Source organism: Solitalea agri (genome assembly GCF_023914155.1).
Classification (GTDB): domain Bacteria; phylum Bacteroidota; class Bacteroidia; order Sphingobacteriales; family Sphingobacteriaceae; genus Solitalea; species Solitalea agri.
On the sequence record NZ_JAMWYS010000053.1, the window covers coordinates 204,151 to 226,430 of the forward strand.

General features: G+C 40.0%; 15 protein-coding genes and 1 pseudogene. 15 read left to right on the forward strand and 1 reads right to left on the reverse strand.

Going from position 1 to position 22,280, the window contains the following annotated elements:
* The first annotated feature begins 143 nt into the window (after window positions 1–143).
* The 6 genes and pseudogenes from bglX to NF867_RS18515 all read left to right on the forward strand — a co-directional run.
* Window positions 144–2,438 (forward strand): beta-glucosidase BglX, encoded by a 2,295-nt coding sequence (gene bglX / locus NF867_RS15415; protein WP_252589276.1) that lies wholly within the window; start codon window positions 144–146, stop codon window positions 2,436–2,438.
* Window positions 2,439–2,694: 256 nt separating this feature from the next.
* Window positions 2,695–3,153: an SRPBCC family protein gene (locus tag NF867_RS15420; RefSeq protein WP_252589277.1), complete on the forward strand. Its 459-nt coding sequence runs from the start codon at window positions 2,695–2,697 to the stop codon at window positions 3,151–3,153.
* A gap of 8 nt (window positions 3,154–3,161) precedes the next feature.
* Window positions 3,162–3,608 (forward strand): GNAT family N-acetyltransferase, encoded by a 447-nt coding sequence (locus NF867_RS15425; RefSeq protein WP_252589278.1) that lies wholly within the window; start codon window positions 3,162–3,164, stop codon window positions 3,606–3,608.
* Between the two features lie 128 nt (window positions 3,609–3,736).
* The gene (locus NF867_RS15430; protein WP_252589279.1) at window positions 3,737–5,194 is read left to right on the forward strand and encodes a serine hydrolase domain-containing protein; all 1,458 of its coding nucleotides are present in this window, start codon (window positions 3,737–3,739) and stop codon (window positions 5,192–5,194) included.
* Window positions 5,195–5,434: 240 nt separating this feature from the next.
* On the forward strand, window positions 5,435–5,617 hold the full coding sequence (locus NF867_RS15435) for a hypothetical protein (RefSeq protein ID WP_252589280.1): 183 nt from the start codon (window positions 5,435–5,437) through the stop codon (window positions 5,615–5,617).
* A gap of 136 nt (window positions 5,618–5,753) precedes the next feature.
* Window positions 5,754–5,915 (forward strand): annotated as a pseudogene (locus tag NF867_RS18515) (type II toxin-antitoxin system RelE/ParE family toxin); the annotation flags it as partial.
* A 23-nt stretch (window positions 5,916–5,938) separates the two neighbouring features.
* Here the strand turns inward: NF867_RS18515 and NF867_RS15440 are convergent.
* Entirely contained in the window at window positions 5,939–10,114 is a 4,176-nt protein-coding gene (locus NF867_RS15440) for a hybrid sensor histidine kinase/response regulator transcription factor (RefSeq protein WP_252589281.1), read from the reverse strand.
* Window positions 10,115–10,334: 220 nt separating this feature from the next.
* Here NF867_RS15440 and NF867_RS15445 point away from each other — a divergent pair, with 220 nt between their 5' ends.
* The 9 genes from NF867_RS15445 (at window position 10,335) to NF867_RS15485 (ending at window position 22,221) form a co-directional block, all read left to right on the forward strand.
* Window positions 10,335–13,316 (forward strand): SusC/RagA family TonB-linked outer membrane protein, encoded by a 2,982-nt coding sequence (locus NF867_RS15445; protein ID WP_252589282.1) that lies wholly within the window; start codon window positions 10,335–10,337, stop codon window positions 13,314–13,316.
* An 11-nt stretch (window positions 13,317–13,327) separates the two neighbouring features.
* A complete protein-coding gene (locus tag NF867_RS15450; protein WP_252589283.1) occupies window positions 13,328–14,923 on the forward strand; it encodes a RagB/SusD family nutrient uptake outer membrane protein in 1,596 nt (531 codons plus the stop codon).
* Between the two features lie 111 nt (window positions 14,924–15,034).
* On the forward strand, window positions 15,035–16,087 hold the full coding sequence (locus NF867_RS15455; protein WP_252589284.1) for a SusE domain-containing protein: 1,053 nt from the start codon (window positions 15,035–15,037) through the stop codon (window positions 16,085–16,087).
* A 6-nt stretch (window positions 16,088–16,093) separates the two neighbouring features.
* Window positions 16,094–17,128, forward strand: a complete 1,035-nt coding sequence (locus NF867_RS15460) for a glycoside hydrolase family 53 protein (RefSeq protein WP_252589285.1) — start codon at window positions 16,094–16,096, stop codon at window positions 17,126–17,128.
* A 51-nt stretch (window positions 17,129–17,179) separates the two neighbouring features.
* Complete coding sequence (gene galA / locus NF867_RS15465; protein ID WP_252589286.1) at window positions 17,180–19,630, forward strand: beta-galactosidase GalA; 2,451 nt, start codon at window positions 17,180–17,182, stop codon at window positions 19,628–19,630.
* Between the two features lie 271 nt (window positions 19,631–19,901).
* On the forward strand, window positions 19,902–20,168 hold the full coding sequence (locus tag NF867_RS15470) for a YciI family protein (RefSeq protein WP_252589287.1): 267 nt from the start codon (window positions 19,902–19,904) through the stop codon (window positions 20,166–20,168).
* A gap of 19 nt (window positions 20,169–20,187) precedes the next feature.
* On the forward strand, window positions 20,188–20,754 hold the full coding sequence (locus NF867_RS15475; protein WP_252589288.1) for a Crp/Fnr family transcriptional regulator: 567 nt from the start codon (window positions 20,188–20,190) through the stop codon (window positions 20,752–20,754).
* A gap of 88 nt (window positions 20,755–20,842) precedes the next feature.
* Window positions 20,843–21,466 carry an NAD(P)H-dependent oxidoreductase gene (locus NF867_RS15480; RefSeq protein WP_252589289.1) on the forward strand — a complete coding sequence of 208 codons (624 nt, stop codon included), beginning with the start codon at window positions 20,843–20,845 and terminating at the stop codon, window positions 21,464–21,466.
* A complete protein-coding gene (locus NF867_RS15485) occupies window positions 21,466–22,221 on the forward strand; it encodes a type 1 glutamine amidotransferase domain-containing protein (RefSeq protein ID WP_252589290.1) in 756 nt (251 codons plus the stop codon). Before NF867_RS15480 ends, NF867_RS15485 begins: the two co-directional genes overlap by 1 nt.
* Window positions 22,222–22,280: the final 59 nt, after the last annotated feature.

Below are 22,280 nucleotides of genomic sequence, written 5' to 3' on the forward strand. Positions count from 1 at the left end.
TTGATCTTCATAATTGTCACGGGGAGCGGAGTCGAAGCGGTTTTAGCAAGCATTCGACTTCGCTCAGGCGGACTTTTATTGATAACTAGTACAAATCGTACAATAGGTTAATGATTGATTTATTTATTAACGACTATCGATATATGAAAAAAACGATTGGTTTATTGATTGGGCTGAGCTTAGGCTGTTTATTAGCCAATGCTCAGCAAAAACAATCAGCTGATAAATCCAAAAGCATGGATGCTTTTATAACTAGTCTTATGTCGAAAATGACATTGGAAGAAAAAATAGGTCAGCTAAACCTTGTGACACCGGGTGGTGGAATTTTAACCGGAGCAGTGGTGAGCCAGGGTGTGGAAGAAAACATTGTTAAGGGCAATGTGGGAGGTATGTTTGGCATTATTGGTACCGAGAAGATTCGTAAAGCACAGGAACTGGCGGTGAATAAATCGCGGTTAAAAATTCCGATGCTGTTTGGCTCAGATGTTATCCACGGATATAAAACCACTTTCCCTATTCCTTTAGGTTTGTCGGCTTCCTGGAACCTTGATCTTATTGAAAAGAGTGCACAATTGGCTGGAAATGAAGCATCTGCAGATGGTTTGAACTGGGTGTTTTCTCCTATGGTTGATATTGCCCGCGATCCACGCTGGGGACGTATTGCTGAAAGTTCAGGAGAAGATCCATATTTGGGTGCATTAATTGCCAAAGCGATGGTTCGAGGGTATCAGGGAGACAATACTTATGCAGGTAATGATAAGTTAATGGCTTGTGTGAAGCATTTTGCTTTATATGGAGCTGCCGAAGCAGGCCGCGATTATAATGCGGTTGATATGAGTCATCAGAAGATGTATGAGTTCTATTTTCCTCCTTATAAAGCTGCGGTTGAAGCAGGAGTAGGATCAGTAATGTCATCGTTTAATGAGGTAGATGGTGTGCCTGCAACTGGTAACAAATGGCTTTTGACAGATGTGCTGCGCAAGCAATGGGGCTTTAAGGGCATGGTAACTTCTGATTATACTTCGGTTAACGAAATGATCCCGCATGGCATGGGTAATTTACAGGAAGTATCGGCGTTGGCGGTAAAAGCTGGAATGGATATGGATATGGTGGGAGAGGGCTTTCTTACCACTTTGAAAAAATCGGTTACTGAAGGTAAGGTTTCTGTTGCTGATATTGACCTTTCGTGCCGGCGTATTTTGGAGGCTAAATATAAATTGGGCCTCTTTACAAATCCTTTTAAGTTTATTGACGAACAACGGTCAGCAAAAGAAGTGTTAAATCCGGCTTTAAGAAACTTTGCCCGTGAAGCTGCCACTAAATCATTTGTACTATTAAAAAATAAGGATCAGGTGCTACCTCTTAAAAAGTCAGGAGCTATTGCGCTGATTGGTCCTTTGGCTGATAGTAAACGAAATATGCTGGGTACATGGGCTGTTTCTGGCGACTGGCAAACTTCTGTTTCTGTACTGGAAGGTTTAAAGAATGCAACAGGTAATAAGGCCAAGGTGTTGTATGCCAAAGGTGCTAATATTAGTAACGATACTGGGTTTGCTCATCGGGTAAATACTTTCGGGGTTGAAATTGAGATCGATAAACGCTCGCCTCAACAAATGCTCGACGAGGCATTGTCGATTGCTAAACAGGCCGATGTAATTGTGGCAGCCGTTGGTGAAGCCGCGGATATGAGCGGTGAAGCCGCCAGCAGAACTGCCATTGATATACCTGAAAGTCAGCGGGATCTATTAGCCGCATTGGTGAAAACAGGCAAACCTGTAGTGCTGGTTTTATTCAATGGCCGGCCGTTAACATTAGGTTGGGAAAACGAAAACGTAAATGCCATTTTGGATGTTTGGTTTGGGGGGCATGAGGCGGGTAATGCCATTGCCGATGTATTGTTTGGCGATTATAACCCTTCGGGTAGGCTCACAGCAACATTCCCTCGCAATGTGGGCCAAATTCCTATTTATTACAATCATAAGATCACCGGCCGTCCATATGACAATAACAATCGATTCACCTCTAAATATTTAGATCTACCTGATAATTCACCGCTTTATCCTTTTGGTTATGGATTGAGTTATACCACGTTCAGTTATGGCGATGTGAAAATTGATAAAGCAAGCATCAAAAAAGGGGAGTCGATAAAAGTGAAGGTGGATGTAAAGAATACTGGCAATTATGATGGGGTAGAAACCGTTCAGCTTTACGTCCAGGATTTGGTAGCATCCATTGCTCCGGTTTCAAAGAAATTAAAAGGATTTCAACAAATAAGTTTGAAAAAAGGGGAGAGTAAAACCGTTGAGTTTACTATCACTGAACAAGATTTACGGTTTTATAATGCCAACCTGCAATATGTTTCAGAGCCGGGAGAGTTTAAAGTTTTTGTTGGTGCTAACTCAAGAAATGTAAAAGAAGCACAGTTTAGTTTAAAATAATTGCTAAACGAAAGAACCTCAATTGCTCTCCCAGAGTAATTGGTTGATTAAATTGGTTGTAGGGGCTGCTCGAAAGGGTAGTCCCTTTTTTGTTAGAAAAGGCGACTTGATAATTCTATATGAAGCTGGAGTGAAATAATTAATTTAGTCGAGTATGAATATTTGTCTACATTGAAAATAAATGAACTCTTTTTACAATTATGAACAAAGTTCGATCCCGATACCTATCGGGATAATTTAAACAACTATTAATATTATGAAAAAGTTACAATTCAAAGTAAGCATCAATGCACCTGTAAGCAAGATCTATGATTTTATGCTTGGCATAAACAGTAAATCAACTTATGAGCAATGGACTTCTTTATTTAACCCGACATCGACTTATGAAGGAAGCTGGGACAAGGGAAGTAAAATTCTATTTATTGGAGTAGATGAGAATGGAGAAAAGGGAGGTATGGTTTCCAAGATAACTGAAAACATTCCCAACCGTTTTGTTTCGATTCAACATTATGGTCTTTTTAAAGCTGACAAGGAAATTACAGAAGGACCAGAAGTGGAAAAATGGGCAAACGGATTTGAAAACTATACCTTCGAAGAAATCAATGGAGCTACAACCGTTACTGTTGACCTAGATACCGCTGAAGATTTTTTGGATTATATGAACCAGACCTATCCGAAAGCACTCGATAAGTTGAAAGAAGTTTGTGAAAAATAACCTGATCCATGACCGAATTAACTATCTATAACAACGGATTTACTATTTCTACAGATAAACAAAAATTAGACATCGATTCCATTCATGAATTTTTATCTACCAAAGCCTATTGGTGTCTGAACATTCCCAAAGACAGGGTGCAACTTGCTATTGAAAATTCGTTGTGTTTTGGTGTTTATGAGGGTAATAAACAAATTGGGTTAGCGAGGGTTATTTCTGATTTTTCAACTATCGCATACTTGGGCGATGTATACATTTTAGAAGAATACCGGGGAAAACGATTGTCGAAATGGTTAATGGAAACCATAATGAATCATCCAAATTTGCAAGGTTTAAGAAGATGGATATTGCTTACAGGCGATGCACATGGACTTTATCGTCAATTCGGCTGGACTGATATTGCTGATCCAAGCAAATGGATGGAGTTGTACAATAAAAATGTTTATTCGAAATAGAAATGGCAAAGGTTGGTCCAAAACGGGCGACTTTGCAACACACGAAATATTGGTTAGCGTCTGTTAATTAAAATTCTCCTAACAATTGAGAATATTTGTAGTTTCGTAAAACAACCCTAACGATCTACATGAAACGATTTTTTATTCTGCTCTTTTTACACCTCATTTCCGCATCGAGTTACGCTCAAAATCTTACATCAGCAACACCTGAATCGCTGGGTATTTCATCGAAAGCCATTTTGAATTTTGTTGAAGCTGCAGAGAAACAGCGGCCAAACGAGCTGCATAGCTTTATGTTGGTTCGTCATGGTAAAGTGGCTGCGCAAGGCTGGTGGAATCCGTACAATCCGGAAAGTCCCCACATGCTATTTTCATTAAGTAAAAGTTTTACTTCTACAGCTATAGGCATGGCACAAGCCGAAGGATTATTAAGTATAAATGATCCCGTTATTTCATTTTTTCCTAATGAAACACCAAAAGATCCTTCAAAAAATTTAAAGGAAATGCGCATACGCGATTTGTTGAAGATGAGTACAGGCCATAAAGAAGACGCAACAGGTAGTATGCAAAAAGATACACTGAGCTGGGTTCGTGGATTTTTATCACAACCGGTAGAATTTAAACCGGGAACTCACTTTGTTTATAACAGTGCAGGTACGTTCATGCTATCAGCCATTATTCAAAAAGTTTCTGGAAAAAGCTTGCTTGAATATTTAACCCCGCGTCTTTTTGAGCCGCTTGGGATTGAGCATCCAACCTGGGAAAAATCACCGGAAGGAGTTGATATTGGTGGTTGGGGTTTAAAAGTACGCACCCAAGACATTGCCAATTTTGGGCAGCTCTATTTACAAAAAGGAATGTGGAATGGTAAACAACTTATTTCTGCAGCATGGGTTGTCGAAGCTACTTCATTCCAAGCTTCTAACGGCAGTAACCCTAATAGTGATTGGGATCAAGGCTACGGTTATCAGTTTTGGCGTTGTCGTCATAATTTGTACCGTGGTGATGGTGCTTTTGGTCAGTATTGTATTGTTTTCCCAGAGCAAGATGCTGTGCTTGCTATAACTTCGGGTACTAAAGATATGGGTGCCATTATGAATCTTGTTTGGGATCATTTATTACCCGCTTTGAAAGAATCGAGTTTGCCGGAGGACAAAGAGGCTCAAAATGCATTGCAGGCAAAATTGTGTAGACTATCCCTCTCAGTAGCAAAAGGCGAAGCCAGTTCACCAATCAGCAAATCTGTTTCTGAGAAGACATATACTATGGCTCCAAATCGAGAGCTCATTACAAGTATCAGGTTTAACCTAAAATCAAAAACACCATCTCTTACTATTTTCAAAGGTGACAAATCCTCTACCCTTTCATTGGGGTATAAGACTTTCGCAAAAGGAGACAACCTCCCAATGGAGTCATCTTATGCATGGACAGCACCAGATACCTTGGAAATTAAAACCTATGCTTATGAAACTCCTTTTAATTATACTTATACAATTGCCTTTAAAAAGGAGAAAGTTTTTATAACACAAATTACCAATGTGGGTAATGGTTCAGATTCCCCTTTGAAATTAGAAGGAGAAAAATAATACTCAATTCCGTCGTTCTTTGCGGTTTTACGATGTGAGATATGGAATACCCATGCAAACAGGAAAGACCCAATACCTTTCCATCAGGCAATGCTCGCTGCTGCGAGTACGCCAATCGAAATGGCATAAAATAGTGTAGAATATTTACCCAAACTCTTAGTGGAGTGTGATAGGGGCATAGGGATAGCTATTCATATTCGTTGTAAGTGCAAATTGTTATATTTGAGTAATTCATAGACTATGCTAACAAAAGATCAATTATTACAGACCATTAAGGACTTACCGGAAACGTTCTCATTTGACGATTTGTTGGACAGAATCCTACTGCTTCAAAAAATTGAAGTTGGCATGGAACAGTCTAATTCTCAACAAACTTTAACCACCGATCAGGCCAAAGAAAAACTTAAAAAATGGTTAAAGTAAACTGGACACTCCAGTCAATTCAAAATATTGAACATATTGCTGATTTTATTGCGCTAGATTCTCAGCGATATGCAGAGGTCCAGGTTCAGCGATTTTTTGATGCAGTTAAAATTCTTGAGATCCAGCCAAAGTCGGTCGAATTGTTCCTGAATTGAATGATCAAGCAATCAGAGAAATTATTCAAGGTAATTACCGAATTATTTATCGAATTGTTTCTGAAGATTTGATAGACATTATAACAGTAGACCATAGCAGACGACTTTTGTCAAATAATCCATCTTTCGTTTCGAAAGAGTAAAATGGGTTTGATATTATAAAAGTTTAGGCGGGTTTATGTGCCGTAATGTCTTGCAAAAACTGACTGGGCGTTTTTCCAAACTCTTTTTTAAAGGCTTTAGTGAAATACGATTGCGTTTGAATTCCAACACGATACATCACTTCAGCCATGCTCACTTCTTCATTGATCATTATTTCGGCAGCTCTCTTAAGCCTTATGGTCCGTATAAATTCAACGATTGATTGCCCGGTTATTCGTTTTAATAATTCGTAAAGTTTGGTCCGGCTCATGTTCAGTTCTTTGCATAAAAAATCAACATCAAGCTCCGTGTTAATCAATTGTGTTTCAATTACCTCAATAAGTTGGTCCAGGAATTCTTTATCATTCGAGTTTATTGATAATTCCTTTAATTCGGATTGATGACTACGAATGTGTCGTTGTTTCAGTTTTTCGGTTTGAGCAACAATATTGCGTAAAGTGAGCGATAACAGGTTAATGCTAACCGGCTTTGAGAAATAGAAGTCGGCACCCGATTCAGTTCCTTCAATGCGTGCATCCAACCCGGTTTTTGCCGTAAGTAAGATCAATGGAATGTGCTGTGTGCGCTCATTGTCTTTAACATGTTTACAAAACAAAATGCCATTCATTTCGGGCATCATCACATCACTAATGATCAGGTCGGGAAGTTGTTGTTCGAGATATGCTAATGCATCCAAGCCGTTTATAGCCGTTGTGATTTCATATTCATCTTTAAGGCTTTCCGAAAGGAACGTACGCAGTTCAGGATTATCATCAACGATCAACAGCTTTTTGTTTAAAGCAGTCGGTTTCTTTTCGGCATGGATGGAGGATGGCAGTGGCTCTTCCGATGCATAATCAGAATATATATACTCGTTGTCGAGGCTTTCGATATTTATATGATCGGGGTTTCCAAGCCAGAGCTCCTCTTGCTGAAAGTTTTCGGACCCCAATGGTAAGGCAATAATGATCTCTGTTCCTTTCTGGCGCTCGCTGTAAACGAATAATTCACCCTTGTGCATAAGTGTGAGTGTTTTGACAAAGGCCAGGCCAATGCCTGAACCAAGGTGAGAAGACGTAATTCGGAAATAGCGCTGAAACAAATGAGTAAGTGACTCTTCAGAGATACCAATACCGGTATCGGAAACCATTATATAAAAGTAGTTCTCAGCCTTAAAATCATTCTTTATGCTTAATTCGTTTTTAAACTTTGGAGAAATTTCTTCATGTGAGAAAAAGAGCTGCACTGTGACTTCGCCTCCTTCTGGAGTGTACTTAAATGCGTTGTTGATCAGATTGAGCAGTATTTTCTCCAAAATTTGCCTGTCGAAATAAATGTCATCAGCATAAGGAGTATTGATCAATTTAAAGGTTAATTGCTTTTGCTGTGCCCAGCTTTCAAATTCAGAAGTGATCTCTTCGAGCAAGATATTCATATTGCCAGGCATTACTTTTAGGCTGAGAGCGCCTGTTTCTGCTTTTCTAAAATCCATCAGCTCATTAATAAGATTCATTAATCGCTTGGCATTACGATAAATGGTTTGATGGGCATGAGCTGTAAAGGAGTCAGACTCCGCGTTCATCAGTTTTTCGAGTGGCCCTAAGATCAGCGTCAACGGAGTTCTGAATTCGTGCGAAATATTGGTGAAAAACTGCAGCTGCATTTGATGAATTTCTTCTTTCTTTTTCTGCTCCAGCTTTTTGTGGTTCTGAATCCTTTTTTGACGGTTATAGGCATAGACAGCAGCAATTATTCCGCAGGCAATAATAAGCTTGAACCACCAAGTGAGCCAAAATGGAGGGTTAATAACAATAGTAATTGCCCGTTCAGATGGGTTCCATAAACCATCATTATTAGCTGCTTTTACTCTGAAAGTATATGTTCCGGGGCTTAAATTGGTATAAGTAGCCTTACGATCCGCGCTTACATAATGCCAGTTTTTTTCAAAGCCATCCAATACATAAGCATACTGATTGTTGTCGGTGGCCACATAGTTAAGCGCTGCAAAGCCAAACGAAAGGCTTGATTGTTTATAGTTTAAAACAATTCGATCGGTTTGGGCAATGTCTTTCTTCAAAACCGATTGTTCATCATTTACCGTAATTGGTTGGTTAAATATTTGAAAATCAGTTATGTAAACAGGTGGTTTAAAGTGATTGCTTTGAATAGTTTTGGGATTGAAAACATTGAAACCGTTCACTCCTCCAAAGAAAAGGTCTCCGTTTTTTGCTTTTAATGCCGCATTGACTTCAAATTCGAGGTCCTGAAGACCATCGCTCGTATTGAATTTTTTGAGATCGAGATTGCTGGGGTTGAATTTTAAGAGTCCGTTATTGGTCGATATCCATAAATACCCTTCATTGTCTTGTCTTATTGCTTTAATAAACTCATGGTCAAGGCCCCCCTTAGTGGTATAAATCGCAAACCGATCGTTTTTTTTGTCATATTTAAATAGCCCTGCCTGACCAACCCATAGGTTGTTGTCGCGGTCGTTGAACAATACGCGTATATCAGGTTTCTTTGTGGCAGTATTAAAATAGTGTTTAATGGTGTTCGAGGTTGCATCAATGCGATTCAAACCGCCATCATCGGTTCCTACCCATAAATTTCCATCATTGTCTTCGTTTATGGCAACAACGTTATTGCCGCTTAATCTGGTAGTAGGAGCTGTTTGAAAGCCAAAACGGGTGAATTGCTGGGTTTCGGGATTGAATTTATTTAGACCGCCAAAATAGGTGGCCACCCATAATTGGCCATTACGGTCTTCGTAGATCTTTTGTACATAATCCGAACTTATCGAATTGGCATTTGCAGATGAGTGCTTGAATCGCTTAAAGCTGTTGGATTGAGTATTCATCAGGCTTAGTCCGCCTCCCCAGGTACCTATCCACAGCCGGTTTTTGCTGTCTTCTGTAATGTCTAGTACGGCATCGGCACCTAATGAATTCTCTGAAAAAGGATTGTATCTGAAATGCTGAAAACGGTTAGTTGATCGATCAAATCGGTTAAGTCCGCCACCATCAGTTCCTATCCAAATGTTGCCCTGATGGTCTTCACAAAAAGCTTTTACATTGTTGTAGCTCAGGCTAAAAGGGTTGGTTTCTTGTCGATAAAGGTTGAATTTTTGAGCTTGCGGACAATAAACATTTAGTCCACCGCGATGAGTACCGATCCAAAGATTGCCTTGTTTATCTTCAAAAAGCGCTGATACAGTTCGTTGCGAAAGGCTATTGCTGTTGCCAGTTTCATTGGTGAAGTTTTTGAAACCCTTGTTTTTACCAATCAACAAATTAAGTCCACCGTTGATAGTGCCTACCCATAAGGTTCCATTCTTAGTGGCCAGCAAGCTTTTAATCATGTTACTGCCCAAGCTATTCTTTAAACGATCGTTGTGCTCAAATTGTTGAATAGCCAGTGTTTTAGGGTTGAAAAGGAACAGACCCTTATCTTCAGTACCTAACCAAAGTTGCTTTTCTGGTGCATTTTGAATAAACTTTATATGAACAACGTTATTGGTTAAAACCTGGGTAAAGCTGTTGGTTGATTGATGGTATAGGTTTAATCCGGCATCGGTAGCCACCCACATATTGCCTGATTCGTCTTTGCAAATAGCGTTGATGGAATTACTGTTCAGACTACCTTTTTTATTTTTCTGATTATTGAGATGATGAAAATTGTTGGTGTTAGACCGGTAAATACTGATTCCACCATCATTGGTGCCGATCCAAAGCGATCCGTTTTTATCTTCCTGCATGCAGGTTATATAACTCCCCCCGATGCTTGAAGGATCTTTGGGATCGTGTTGAAATACAGTAAAGGTATTTGTTAAACTATTGTATTGATTCAGACCGTTGGTTGTGCCAACCCAGAGGGTTTTATTTTTATCAACGTATAAACATTTGATATAATTATCGCTTAAAGATCCAGACTTGTTAGACTCGTATCGGTAGGTTTTTATACTATAGCCATCGTATCGATTTAAACCATCACGGGTACCTATCCAAATAAATCCATCTCCGTCTTGTACAATCGCCTCAACGGTACTGTTCGTTAATCCTTGCTCATGGTTAATATGGTTGAATTTTAAGTCGGCCTGAGCTTTTAGTTGATTTGAACTTATCAGCAGCACACACAAAACAAAAAGATTGTTCAAACGATGGAACAACGAATTATTTGTTTTCTTTCTTAACCTTTTAATCATGCAAATAAATTATGCTAAATGAAATCAAATATGTGATGATAGGCTCAAATAAACGATTTAATTAGCTATAAATGACAATCAGTACCAAATAAAAGTTGATTTGAACAACACGGTCGAATCGTTATTCCTTAATGTTGCAATGTGGATTTAAGTGCTTTCGCTCATTCAACTGACAAGCCATTCTGCAGAAACAACCAATTTATTTATAAAACTGAATTACATGAAAAAACTTTACAAGATGAAGTATCTGTTGCTTCTGGTTTGTATGTTTTCTGTTTTGATCGCAAGTGCTCAAAACAAAAGTAACATCACCGGTAAGTTAACTGATGAAAGTGGGCAACCTTTGCCAGGTGCCTATATCGGTATTATGGGGAGTAGTGCCGGAACAAATTCAGATGTTGACGGTAACTATAAACTAACAGGAGTTCCAAACGGTACCATCACTCTGCAAGTTAAATTTATTGGCTTTAAGGAGTTGCAAAGAACCATTAAGCTTACGGGAGATTTTGTTGCCAATTTCACCTTGCAATCGGAGGCAACAGCCTTAACAGAAGTTGTGGTTATTGGTTACGGATCACAACAGAAAAAAGATCATACGGGAGCCATAACTACAGTAAATGCAAAGGATTTTCAAAAGGGAAGCATTACTACTCCTGAGCAGCTTATCGCTGGTAAAATTGCCGGTGTAAATGTGGTTTCCAATGGTGGGTCACCAGGTTCGGGCAGTGTAATTCGTGTCAGGGGAGGCGCGTCATTATCGGCTAGTAATGATCCTTTAATTGTAATTGATGGTGTTGCATTAAGCAATGATGTAATTGCCGGGGCGGCTAATCCATTGAACCTTATCAACCCAAATGATATTGCAACATTCACTGTTTTAAAGGATGCCGCAGCAACTGCGATCTACGGATCGAGAGCATCAAATGGGGTTATCTTAATTACCACTAAAAAGGGGGAAGACGGAAAACCTAAATTCAATTTTAGTACTCAAATTTCTGCATATACTGTTGGTAAAACATTGGATGTGCTAAGTTCGAAAGAGCTAGCAGACTATGTTAATGCCAATGGTAACGATGCACAAAAGGCCTTGTTGGGTGCTTCATCCACCAATTGGCAAGATCAGGTGTATCAAACCGCATTAGGTTCTGATAATAATTTAAGTGTTTCAGGAACCTGGAAAACGATGCCTTATCGTGTTTCTGGAGGATATTTAACTCAAAAGGGTGTGTTGGTAACCGATAAGTTAAACCGCTCAACTCTTTCATTAAACCTTAACCCAACGTTTTTTGATAAACACCTGAAAGTTGATTTGAACTTAAAAGGAGCGGTAAGTAATACCCGATTTGCCAACCAAGCGGCTATCGGTGCAGCAGCTTCGTTCGATCCTACACAATCGGTTACTGCTACAAACCAATATGGTAATTATTTTGAGTGGACAACCACAGCCAATAGTGTAACAGTCTTAAATCCGAACGCATCACGTAATCCTGTTAGTTTGGTTCAGATGAAAAATGATAATAGTAATGTGCAGCGGAGCTATGGCAACCTGCAGTTGGATTATCAGGTTCATTTTGTGCCGGGTTTAAGAGCTAACTTAAATTTGGGATATGACATTTCAAAAGGGGAGGGTACAGTGTATGTTCCGGCAGAAGCTGCCCAAAGTTATGCAGTGGGCGGTTTGGATAATCAGTACCAGCAGAAAGTGAATAATAAAGTTGGTGAGTTCTACCTGAATTATGCTAAAGATCTGAAGTCAATTAAAAGTACGATCAATGCAACGGCTGGTTATGGTTATTATGATTTCTTAACCACCAAGTATTTCTATGCAAGCCACAAGGCGAATGGTGATATTGTTAGTGGTTCTCAGCCGGCATTTCCGTTTGATAAACCTCAAGCTCGTTTAATATCATATTACGGCCGCTTTATCTATTCGTATGATTCGAAATATACCTTGGCTGGATCATTACGTACTGATGGTTCGAGTAAATACGCGCCTGAAAACAGATGGGGTCTTTTCCCTTCACTAGCGTTTACATGGCGCATTAACGAGGAAAACTTCCTTAAATCATCCAGATCAATCTCTGATTTGAAATTGCGCCTAAGCTACGGTAGTACCGGACAACAGGATGGAATTCCTTACTATTCTTATTTGCCTGTTTATTCATATAGCGTTGCGGCAGCAGCCTATCAGTTTGGTAACACTTTTTATCAAATGTCATCGCCTAACGCCTATGATTCGAGTATTAAGTGGGAGCAAACCGATACCTATAATGCCGGTTTTGATTACGGCTTTGCAGACAATCGCATTACCGGTGCTGTTGATGTTTATTTCAAGAAAACCAAAGACTTATTGAACAATATTCCAATTGCACCTGGATCGAACTTTACCAACGAAATAGTGACGAATGTGGGTAACGTGGAGAATAAAGGTATTGAGTTTAGTATTAACGCTGCGGCAATAAGAACTAAAACTACTAATTGGGATTTAGGCTTTAACATTACTTACAACAATAATAAGATCACCAACCTTACCGCCATAGACAACCCTGTTTATGCGGGGGCACCAACCGGAGCTATTACCGGCGGTACTGGGAATAAGATTCAGATTAACAGCGTTGGCTATCCAACTAATGCATTTTATGTGTACAAGCAGGTTTATGATCAGAACGGTAAACCGGTTGAAGGCTTGTATGAAGATTTGAACGGTGACGGGGTAGTTAACCAAGACGATCTGTATCGTTATAAATCATCAAATCCGAAAGTGTTACTTGGGTTTAACACACAGTTTACCTATAAAAAATGGGCAATAAGCACTACTCTTAGATCGAATATTGGCAATTACATGTATAACAACCTGGCAGCAGGTATTGGGGTGAAAAACAATATTTTAAATCCGGCAGGTTATTTAGGAAACAGTACCAGCGAGATCTTTAAATCAGGCTTTGTAAATAATCAGTACCAATCAGACTATTACCTGCAAAATGCATCCTTCTTACGTATGGATAATTTGGGCTTGAGCTATAATGCGGGTCATGTTTTTGGAAGCGATAAAAACACAAGCCTTCGAATTAATGCTAACTGCCAAAATGTATTTGTAGTTACCAAATACACAGGTCAGGATCCTGAAATATTCAGTGGAATTGATAATAATTTTTATCCACGTCCGAGAACATTTGTATTAGGTGTAAACCTTGATTTTTAATCAGCTAAACCATGAAGAGTACATATAAAAAAATAACGGGCTTACTATGCATCGGCTTAATTGGCCTTAGCTCGTGTTCAAACGATTTAAATTTAACGCCTACCAATGCAAATACCGCCAGCAGTGCCTATGCAACCCCACAAGGGTATAAACAGGTTTTGGCTAAGGTATATGGTAGCTATGCAGTAACTGGTAGTGAGGGCCCTGATGCAACTTCGGGAGACGTAAAAGGTATTGATCAGGGAACTTCTGATTTTACCCGCATGTTTTGGAATGCACAGGAGTTGAGTACAGAAGAGGCTGCCATTGTATGGAATGATCCGGGAGTGCAGGATTTTCATGTGATGAACTGGACCTCTGGTAACGTAATGTTGCTGGGCTTGTACAGTCGCAGTTTATACCAGATCACCGTTTGTAATGAGTTTATCAGGGAATCAACAGATGAAAAACTGGCCAGCAGAAACATTAGAGGTGCCGATGCTGATGAAATACGTCATTACCGCGCTGAAGCACGCTTTCTGAGAGCTTTCCAATATTGGGTATTGATGGATCTGTTTGGTAATCCTTCGTTTGTAACGGAGAATGACCCGATCGGTAAATTCACACCTCCGCAAATTAAAAGAGCCGACTTGTTCGCATATATCGAATCAGAGTTAAAGGAAATTGAGCCATTATTAAAGGCGCCAAAACAAAATGAATATGGCAGGGCCGATCAGTCAGCAGCATGGGCTTTACTGGCGCGCATGTATTTAAATGCTGAAGTGTATTTAGGTTCGGGTAAAGGTCGTTTTAACGATGCAGTAACCTATGCACAAAAAGTGATCGGTTCTTCTTATTCATTGAACTCAGCTTATAAAAACCTGTTTTTGGGTGATAATGACAAAAACAACCCGGAAACAATATTGGCTATTGCTTACGATGGGGTAAACTCTCAAAACTGGGGTGGTACCACTTATCTGATCAACGCCGCTGTTAGCGGAGCAATGAATCCTCCGTCTTTCGGTATTCCGAGCGGAGGCTGGTCGGGTATAAGAAGCACCAAGAATTTACCGTTGCTATTCCCTGATTATTCAGGTGCTACAGATAAGCGGGCAATGTTCTTTGGAAATAACATTGAAATGAATGATCTATTGACCTACACCGATGGTTTGGCAGTTGGCAAGTTCAGTAATATTACTTCAAGCAATCAAACACCTCCGTCGCCTAATGGACAATATACTTCCACTGATTTTCCGCTGTTCCGATTGGCCGAAATGTATTTGATCTATGCTGAGGCTGTTAAACGGGGTGCTTCAGAAGGCTCTGAGGCTACAGCTTTAAATTATTTAAACCAGCTGCGCACAAGGGCATTTGGTAATACGAGTGGAAATATTAGTTCATATAACCTGGATTTTGTCCTCGACGAGCGTGGACGTGAGTTATACTGGGAAGGCTTCCGCCGTTCGGATCTGATTCGCTATAACAAATTTACTTCTGATGCTTATGTATGGCCATGGAAAGGCGGTGCTAAGGACGGCAAAGGAGTGGAGGCATTCCGTGTATTGTATCCAATCCCCGCATCGGTGTTGGTTTCAAATCCGGCAATGGTTCAAAATACAGGTTATTAAGACATTTTTAAACTAAACTATAAAACCTCCGATTTGCGCTTAATCATATTAAGGTTGCTGATATAAGTAATAGGAGGAGGTTTTATAAGTTTTCAACTTAAAATTTTGAAAATGAAAGCATTATCAAAAATAACGTTGACGTTTATTGTATCCATGATGATGGTGGTAAGCGCCTGCGAAAAAGATGAAACAATCACTCAAACAACTTCCGGAACTGCTTCAACAATCAGTTCTTCGGCTAATACGGTTGTACTTGCTGTAGAAAACGCAGATAACGAAGCATTGAGCATAACCTGGAGTAACGCTGATTATGGCTTTAAAGCTGCTGTTAAGTATGTTGTGCAAATGGATAAAAAGGGAAATAACTTTGCTTCGCCAAAAGAATACAGTATTGATCCGGGTGTGTTGAAACATTCGTTTAAGGTGGCCGATCTGAATAATTCTCTTAATTTGATGGGCTTAACTCCTGGTGTGGCTGCAGTTCTTGAGGTAAGGGTAAAATCGACGGTGGCTTCAACTATTGCGCCTGTGTATTCAAATGTGACGGAGCTAACATTGACTCCGTATCCAATTATCATTGTTTATCCATCGGTAAATGTGCCAGGCGCCCAAAACGGTTGGAATGTGAAAACGGATAAGGTAGCCTCTGTTTACGACAATAAAATTTACGAGGGATATGTTAACTTCCCTGATCCATCGGCATTAACATTTAAGTATAATATTGGCGATGTTTGGTATGGCTGGGCAAGTAGCACCAATACCGATTCGTATGCCGGAGGAACTTTCAATACCACAGGTGGTAATTTATTTGTACCATCAGCAGGTTATTACCTGATGAAAGCCGACTTTAATGCCAATACATGGAGTGCTGAAAAAGTAACATTTGGAATTGTTGGCGATGCTGTGGCGGGCTGGGAAGCTGATACGGAAATGACCTATGACGCTACAGAAAAAGTGTGGAAGGTGACTGCCAATTTCAATGCTGGTCCGATGAAATTTAGAGCCAACCATAAATGGGATCTTAATTACGGGGATAATAAACCTGCTAATGGATTTTTAAAGGTAAATGGCGAAAATATTCAAGTACCTGTTGCCGGAAATTATACAGTTGTTTTAGATTTGAGTAACCCTGGAAATTATAGATTCTCCTTAACCAAAAACTAATAGTAGATGAAAGTGCTGAAAGTATTAAGCTGCATGCTGTTGATTTGTTCAACAGCATGCAGTAAAAGTGATCCGGATACACCTAAAAAGGAAGACCCGAAACTGCATTCCAATTTTGTAAAGGGAGCTGATGTGAGTTGGGTGACTGAAATGGAAGCTGCAGGGCTTAAGTTTTATAACAATGCAGGCACGCAACAAGATTTGTTTCAGGTTCTGAAAGACAAAGGCATGAATACTATTCGTTTGCGGGTGTGGGTTAATCCAACCGATGGCTGGTGCAATACCGATGATTTGGTGGCTAAAGCGATCAGGGCAAAGAACATGGGTTTCGGCATTTTGCTCGATTTTCATTACAGTGATTGGTGGGCCGACCCAGGGAAACAAACTAAACCGGCAGCTTGGGCCAGCCAGGATATTGCAGCGTTAAAAACATCGGTTTATGGTCATACGGTGGCGGTTATGACTGCACTTAAGAATAAAGGGATCACCCCGCAATGGGTACAAGTAGGTAACGAAACTAATGATGGTATGTTGTGGGAAGAAGGCCGTGCGTCAAAAAACATGAAAAACTTTGCCGATTTGATCCAATCGGGTTATACTGCCGTAAAAGCAGTAAGTAGTTCTTCAAAAGTAGTTGTGCACATTTCCAACGGTTACGATAATAGCCTGTTCAGATGGATATTTGATGGACTGAAAAATAATGGTGCGCAATGGGATGTAATAGGTATGTCTTTATATCCAACCGCCACCAACTGGTCCACTTTAAACAGCCAATGTCTTATCAATATGAACGACATGGTGGCTCGCTATGGTAAAGAGGTAATGGTGTGTGAAGTAGGAATGGAAGCCACTGATCCGGCGACTTGTAAAGCTTTTTTAGATGATATTATTCTGAAAACCAATTCTGTTAGTAATGGAAAGGGTCTTGGGGTACTCTACTGGGAGCCTGAATGTTATAACAGCTGGAAAGGATATAAACTGGGCGCTTTTGATACAAGCGGTAAGCCAACCGTTGCCATGGATGCATTTCTGGTTAAATAACTATTAGATCGACTTTTTTAAACTCATTGATTAATGCATCATATAAAAATTATGATAAAGTCATTTTTATGCCCTTTTTTATTCTCAGTGTTACTTTTTGCTGCCGGTTCGCAAGGTTTTGCCCAGGGAGTACGCGAGAAAATAAATTTCAATGAGGGCTGGAAATTCCATTTTGGAAACGCTAACGACCCAACTAAGGATTTCAATTATGGTATTGCCAACCTATTTGCCAAAAGTGGCAAGGCCGAGCGTACGGCCATAGAAAATAAGTTTGATGATGCAAACTGGCGTTCCTTGCAGTTACCCCATGATTGGGCTGTTGAATTGCCTTTTGTCAATACGGATAATATCGATGTGAAGGATCATGGATATAAACCTGTTGGGGGATTATTTCCGGAGACCAGCATTGGTTGGTATCGTAAGCATTTTAGTGTTAATGCAGCTGATTCTGGTAAACGTTTCGCAGTGCAATTCGACGGTATTTTCAGAGATGCCAAAGTTTGGATAAACGGGTATTATCTAGGAACCAATGAAAGTGGTTACGTTGGATTTACGAGGGATATTACTGATTACATCGACTTCCATCACGAAAACGTAATGGTGGTTCGTGTTGATGCAACTCAATATGAAGGATGGTTTTACGAGGGCGCGGGTATTTATCGCAACACATGGCTGCTGAAGTATAACAATGTACATTTTGCCGAAGATGGCGTTTTTGTACATAGCAAAGTGGAAGGCACGCAAGCCAACGTTTATGTAGAAAGCACGGTAAAGAATGAGGGTTTTTCTGAAAAAGAGTTTGCCGTTTTGGCGAATATTTTGGATAGAAACGGCAATACCATCGGTCAAACCTCTGAAAGTCACGTGGTGCTGCAAGCCGGTGAAAGCCGCACCGTTAAACAGGTTGTGGTGGTTTCATCGCCTAAATTATGGTCGATTGAACAACCTTATTTGTATAGGGTAGTTCCGGTAATAAAATCAGGAGACGAAATTATTGATAAACAAACCATTCTGTTTGGGATAAGAACCGTTGAGATTAAAGCAAATGGTGTTTTTCTAAATGGGAAGCACATTAAAATCAAAGGAACCAATAACCATCAGGATCATGCAGGCATTGGCTCTGCTTTACCTGATTACATGCAGTATTATCGTATTGGTTTATTAAAAGAGATGGGCTCCAATGCTTATAGGGCCAGTCATCATGCTCCTACACCCGAGTTGCTTGATGCTTGCGATAGCTTAGGAATGCTAGTGTTGGATGAGCAACGTTTATTGAATAGCAGTCCTGAATACATGGATCAGTTCGATCGTTTGATCAAAAAAGACAGAAATCATCCAAGTGTATTTTTGTGGTCGATAGGAAATGAAGAAGGGTATGCGCAAACCAATAGTTTTGGTAAACGGATCGCTCAAACATTACTTGCCCGCCAAAAAGAACTAGACCCAACCCGTACCAGTACCTATGCTGCTGATTTGGCCAATGTATTTACCGGAATTAATGAAGTGATACCGGTAAGGGGGTTTAACTACCGTCAATTTGCGGTAGCAGATTATCATAAGGCTCACCCTGATCAACCGCTTCTGGGAACTGAAATGGGTAGTACGGTAACCACCAGAGGTATTTACGAGAAAGATACTATTAACGCTTACGTTCCTGATCAGGATTTAACGGCTCCTTGGTGGGCTAGTCGGGCCGAAGAATGGTGGCCTTTGGCTGCAGAAAACGATTTTTGGCTGGGCGGTTTTATCTGGACAGGCTTTGATTATCGTGGAGAACCAACTCCTTATATCTGGCCAAATATCAGCTCTCACTTTGGTGTAATGGACGCATGCGGCTTCCCTAAAAATATTTATTACTACTATCAATCGTGGTGGCGTGATAAAGATGTGATCCATATTTCTCCGCATTGGAACTGGACCGGAAAAGAGAACCAGTTAATTAAAGTGTGGGTAAACAGCAACGCCAAACAGGTAGAACTGTTCTTAAACGGCAAATCGCTGGGCAAAAAAGAAATGCCGGCCAATAAACATTTAGAGTGGATGGTTACTTATAAACCGGGTACTCTAAAAGCCGTGGGTTATACCGCAGAGGGCAGAAAGATTGAAGCTATTAGAGAAACTACCGGCACTCCAACAGCATTGGTACTTACCCCATCAAAAACGGTTTTACTAGCCAACGGACAGGATGCTGTAGTAGTGAATGTTTCAGCCGTGGATAGTAAGGGAAGAGAAGTTGCCATAGCAAATAATCAAGTTCAGTTTAAACTGGATGGAGATGCCAAACTCATTGGTGTGGGTAATGGCGACCCGAGTAGCCACGAACCTGATACTTTTTTAAGTGGAAACTGGCAGCGCAAATTATTCAATGGCAAATGCCAGGTGATCATTCAAACGGGTAAAAGTGTGGGAACTGTTAAGTTAACCACCACTTCAGATGGCCTAAAAACAAATACGGTTACTTTTTCGGTTGCCGATGTAACTGAAAAAGGAATAAATCCATAAGAGCTTATAATAGAAGTAAATTGGAAATATCGGTTGTATAAAGGGAGACTGTCTTAAGGCGGTTTCCCTTTTTGCATTTAGTTAGACTTCCCACTTTAAAAAACTTATTTGTTATCCGAGGGGAAACAAATACCTCCTTTTAATACTTTGTATTGGTAATCTAACTCAAAGTCTGGATATTCGGTGGATTGCTGCAGTAATTCGTGCGGTTTCGAAGAAAAAGCAGTTCTAACTGTGGCAAGAATAGTCTTCTATTTAAAACTATACTAAAATGAAAGCAGTTGTAATTTATGAATTAGGTAATGTGGGCATGGAAAAGGTTATGGAGGTTTTTCCGCGGCATAAAGCCTTAATCGACGTGTTTGCAAATGACAAATTGGTTATTGCTATTGGTCCTTTTGCTAATCCGGCCGAAGGTGCAATGGGGGTATTTGTTGATAAAGCAAGTGCAGAAGAATTTATCAAGCAAGATCCGTTCATAGCAGAAGGGATAGTTCATAAAGTGACCATTAAAGAATGGAACGAAATATTATTATAAGGCGGAAGCAAACAATACAATGAGTGAAAAACTAAGACAGCATATTGAAAAGATCACACCGCTAACAGACATTGAGTTTGAGTATATTCTTTCGCATTTTGTGCCTAAAAAGTTGAAAAAGCACCAGTTTTTGGTTCAGGAAGGAGCTCCTGTTCAGTATGATTATTTTGTATTAAGTGGCCTTTTGAAAGCTTCCTACACCAACCCCGAAGATGGTAAAGAATATATTCTTCAGTTTGCCTGGGAAGATTGGTGGACTACCGACTATCAGGCATATTTTAATCAATCTAACGCGATTCTCTCATTAGACTGTATTGAAGAGACCGAAGTGCTGGCTCTCTCGCTCACCAACCGGGAAAAGATCTGCGCCGAGATGCATAAGATCGAGCACTTTTTCAGGCGAAAATCAAACAGTGGATATATTGCGCTGCAACGACGAATATTGTCATTACTCACCACCTCAGCGCAAGAACGCTACGAACAATTGCTGGCCTGTTACCCGGATCTAATCCAAAGAGTGCCCAAAACAATTATTGCTTCCTATTTGGGCGTTTCAAGAGAAACCCTGAGCCGATTTACCTATTAGTGTGACCTACATCACATAAAATCTGTGACCTACTTCCTTTACGACTTATGCCGGCTGGGGTACCTTTGTCTTAGTAATAAATGGATTTATGAAGAAAATATTTGTAATCAACGGCGGACAGGTGTTTGCACATTCAGGTGGTTTTTTAAACAAGCAAATAACAACTTGGGATGAAGAGTATTTTACGCCCGAAAATGGTTTTGAGCTAAGAATTACCGATATCAATCAGCCATATGATGCCCAACAAGAGGTTGATAATTTCGTATGGGCAGATATCATCGTTTATCATTTTCCGGTATGGTGGTTTTCATTGCCATCAGGTTTGAAAAAATACCTGGATGAAGTGTTGACTGCAGGGCATAGAAAAGGTTTGTATTACAGTGATGGCCGTAAAATGGATAACCCCGAAATAAATTATGGAACAGGGGGTTCACTACATGGCAAGCAATATATGGTTACCACCTCCTGGAACGCACCAGCAACAGCGTTTACTTTAGAAGGGGAGTTCTTTGGACAAAAATCGGTGGATGAGGGCGTTTTGTTTGGCTTTCATCGGATGAACGCTTTTTTGGCATTAACGCCTTTGAAGAGTATCCATTTTCATGATGTAGAAAAAAATATGAATGCTGAACGCTTGGATCAGTTTAAGCAAACTTATCTACAACATCTTACTGCTACTATTGCGCAAGAACTTTTAATAGTTGATCTATAATGAAAAATAAATCAATAATGGTGCTACTGGTTGCTGTTTCAATGGTAACCTTTAGCTATGGTCAAAACACAAAGACAAAAGCAATGAAAAAAATACTTTTTGTGGTAACGAGCCACGACAAAAAAGGAAATACAGGAGAATCGACAGGTTTTTACCTTTCAGAAGTTTCGCATCCTTGGGATGTGTTGGTTTCCGCCGGATATGAAATAGATTTTGTTAGTCCTAAAGGAGGTAAGGCGCCTGTTGATGGATTTAATTTGGAAGACCCTACCAATAAGAAATTTTGGGAGAACACGGCTTATCGAAATAAGATCGAAAATACAATGAAACCCTCTGAAGTGGACACCACGAAATACGAAGCAATCTTTTATGCAGGTGGACATGGTACTATGTGGGATTTGCCTGAAAACACAGAGATTGCTGAAATTGCTCGTAAAATATACGAGTCGAATGGATTGGTAAGCGCCGTTTGTCATGGGCCATCAGGTTTATTAAATATTAAATTGAGCAACGGCAAATATTTAGTAGATGGCAAGAAAATCAATGCCTTTACCAATGAAGAAGAAAATGCCGTGAAGTTGGAAAATGTAGTGCCTTTCTTATTAGAAACTAAACTAATAGAGCGTGGAGCAAAATTTGAAAAGTCGGGACTTTGGCAGGAACATGTAACCGTAGATCAGAGGGTAATAACCGGCCAAAACCCGCAATCAGCACATGCCGTGGGCGTAGCAATGCTTAACATATTACAACATTAATTCAGGTTGTTTTTTCTGTTACATCAGTAATTGAAAATGAAATAGAATCATAGCGTTAA

Excerpts from the sequence above, each read along its gene's own strand:
- NF867_RS15445 (WP_252589282.1), top strand. The coding sequence starts at position 10,335 with ATGAAAAAACTTTACAAGATGAAGTATCTGTTGCTTCTGGTTTGTATG.
- NF867_RS15485 (WP_252589290.1), top strand. The coding sequence starts at position 21,466 with ATGAAAAATAAATCAATAATGGTGCTACTGGTTGCTGTTTCAATGGTA.
- NF867_RS15475 (WP_252589288.1), top strand. The coding sequence starts at position 20,188 with ATGAGTGAAAAACTAAGACAGCATATTGAAAAGATCACACCGCTAACA.
- bglX (WP_252589276.1), top strand. The coding sequence starts at position 144 with ATGAAAAAAACGATTGGTTTATTGATTGGGCTGAGCTTAGGCTGTTTA.
- NF867_RS15430 (WP_252589279.1), top strand. The coding sequence starts at position 3,737 with ATGAAACGATTTTTTATTCTGCTCTTTTTACACCTCATTTCCGCATCG.
- NF867_RS15450 (WP_252589283.1), top strand. The coding sequence starts at position 13,328 with ATGAAGAGTACATATAAAAAAATAACGGGCTTACTATGCATCGGCTTA.
- NF867_RS15440 (WP_252589281.1), bottom strand. The coding sequence starts at position 10,114 with ATGATTAAAAGGTTAAGAAAGAAAACAAATAATTCGTTGTTCCATCGT.
- NF867_RS15435 (WP_252589280.1), top strand. The coding sequence starts at position 5,435 with ATGCTAACAAAAGATCAATTATTACAGACCATTAAGGACTTACCGGAA.
- NF867_RS15455 (WP_252589284.1), top strand. The coding sequence starts at position 15,035 with ATGAAAGCATTATCAAAAATAACGTTGACGTTTATTGTATCCATGATG.
- galA (WP_252589286.1), top strand. The coding sequence starts at position 17,180 with ATGATAAAGTCATTTTTATGCCCTTTTTTATTCTCAGTGTTACTTTTT.
- NF867_RS15420 (WP_252589277.1), top strand. The coding sequence starts at position 2,695 with ATGAAAAAGTTACAATTCAAAGTAAGCATCAATGCACCTGTAAGCAAG.
- NF867_RS15470 (WP_252589287.1), top strand. The coding sequence starts at position 19,902 with ATGAAAGCAGTTGTAATTTATGAATTAGGTAATGTGGGCATGGAAAAG.
- NF867_RS15480 (WP_252589289.1), top strand. The coding sequence starts at position 20,843 with ATGAAGAAAATATTTGTAATCAACGGCGGACAGGTGTTTGCACATTCA.
- NF867_RS15425 (WP_252589278.1), top strand. The coding sequence starts at position 3,162 with ATGACCGAATTAACTATCTATAACAACGGATTTACTATTTCTACAGAT.
- NF867_RS15460 (WP_252589285.1), top strand. The coding sequence starts at position 16,094 with ATGAAAGTGCTGAAAGTATTAAGCTGCATGCTGTTGATTTGTTCAACA.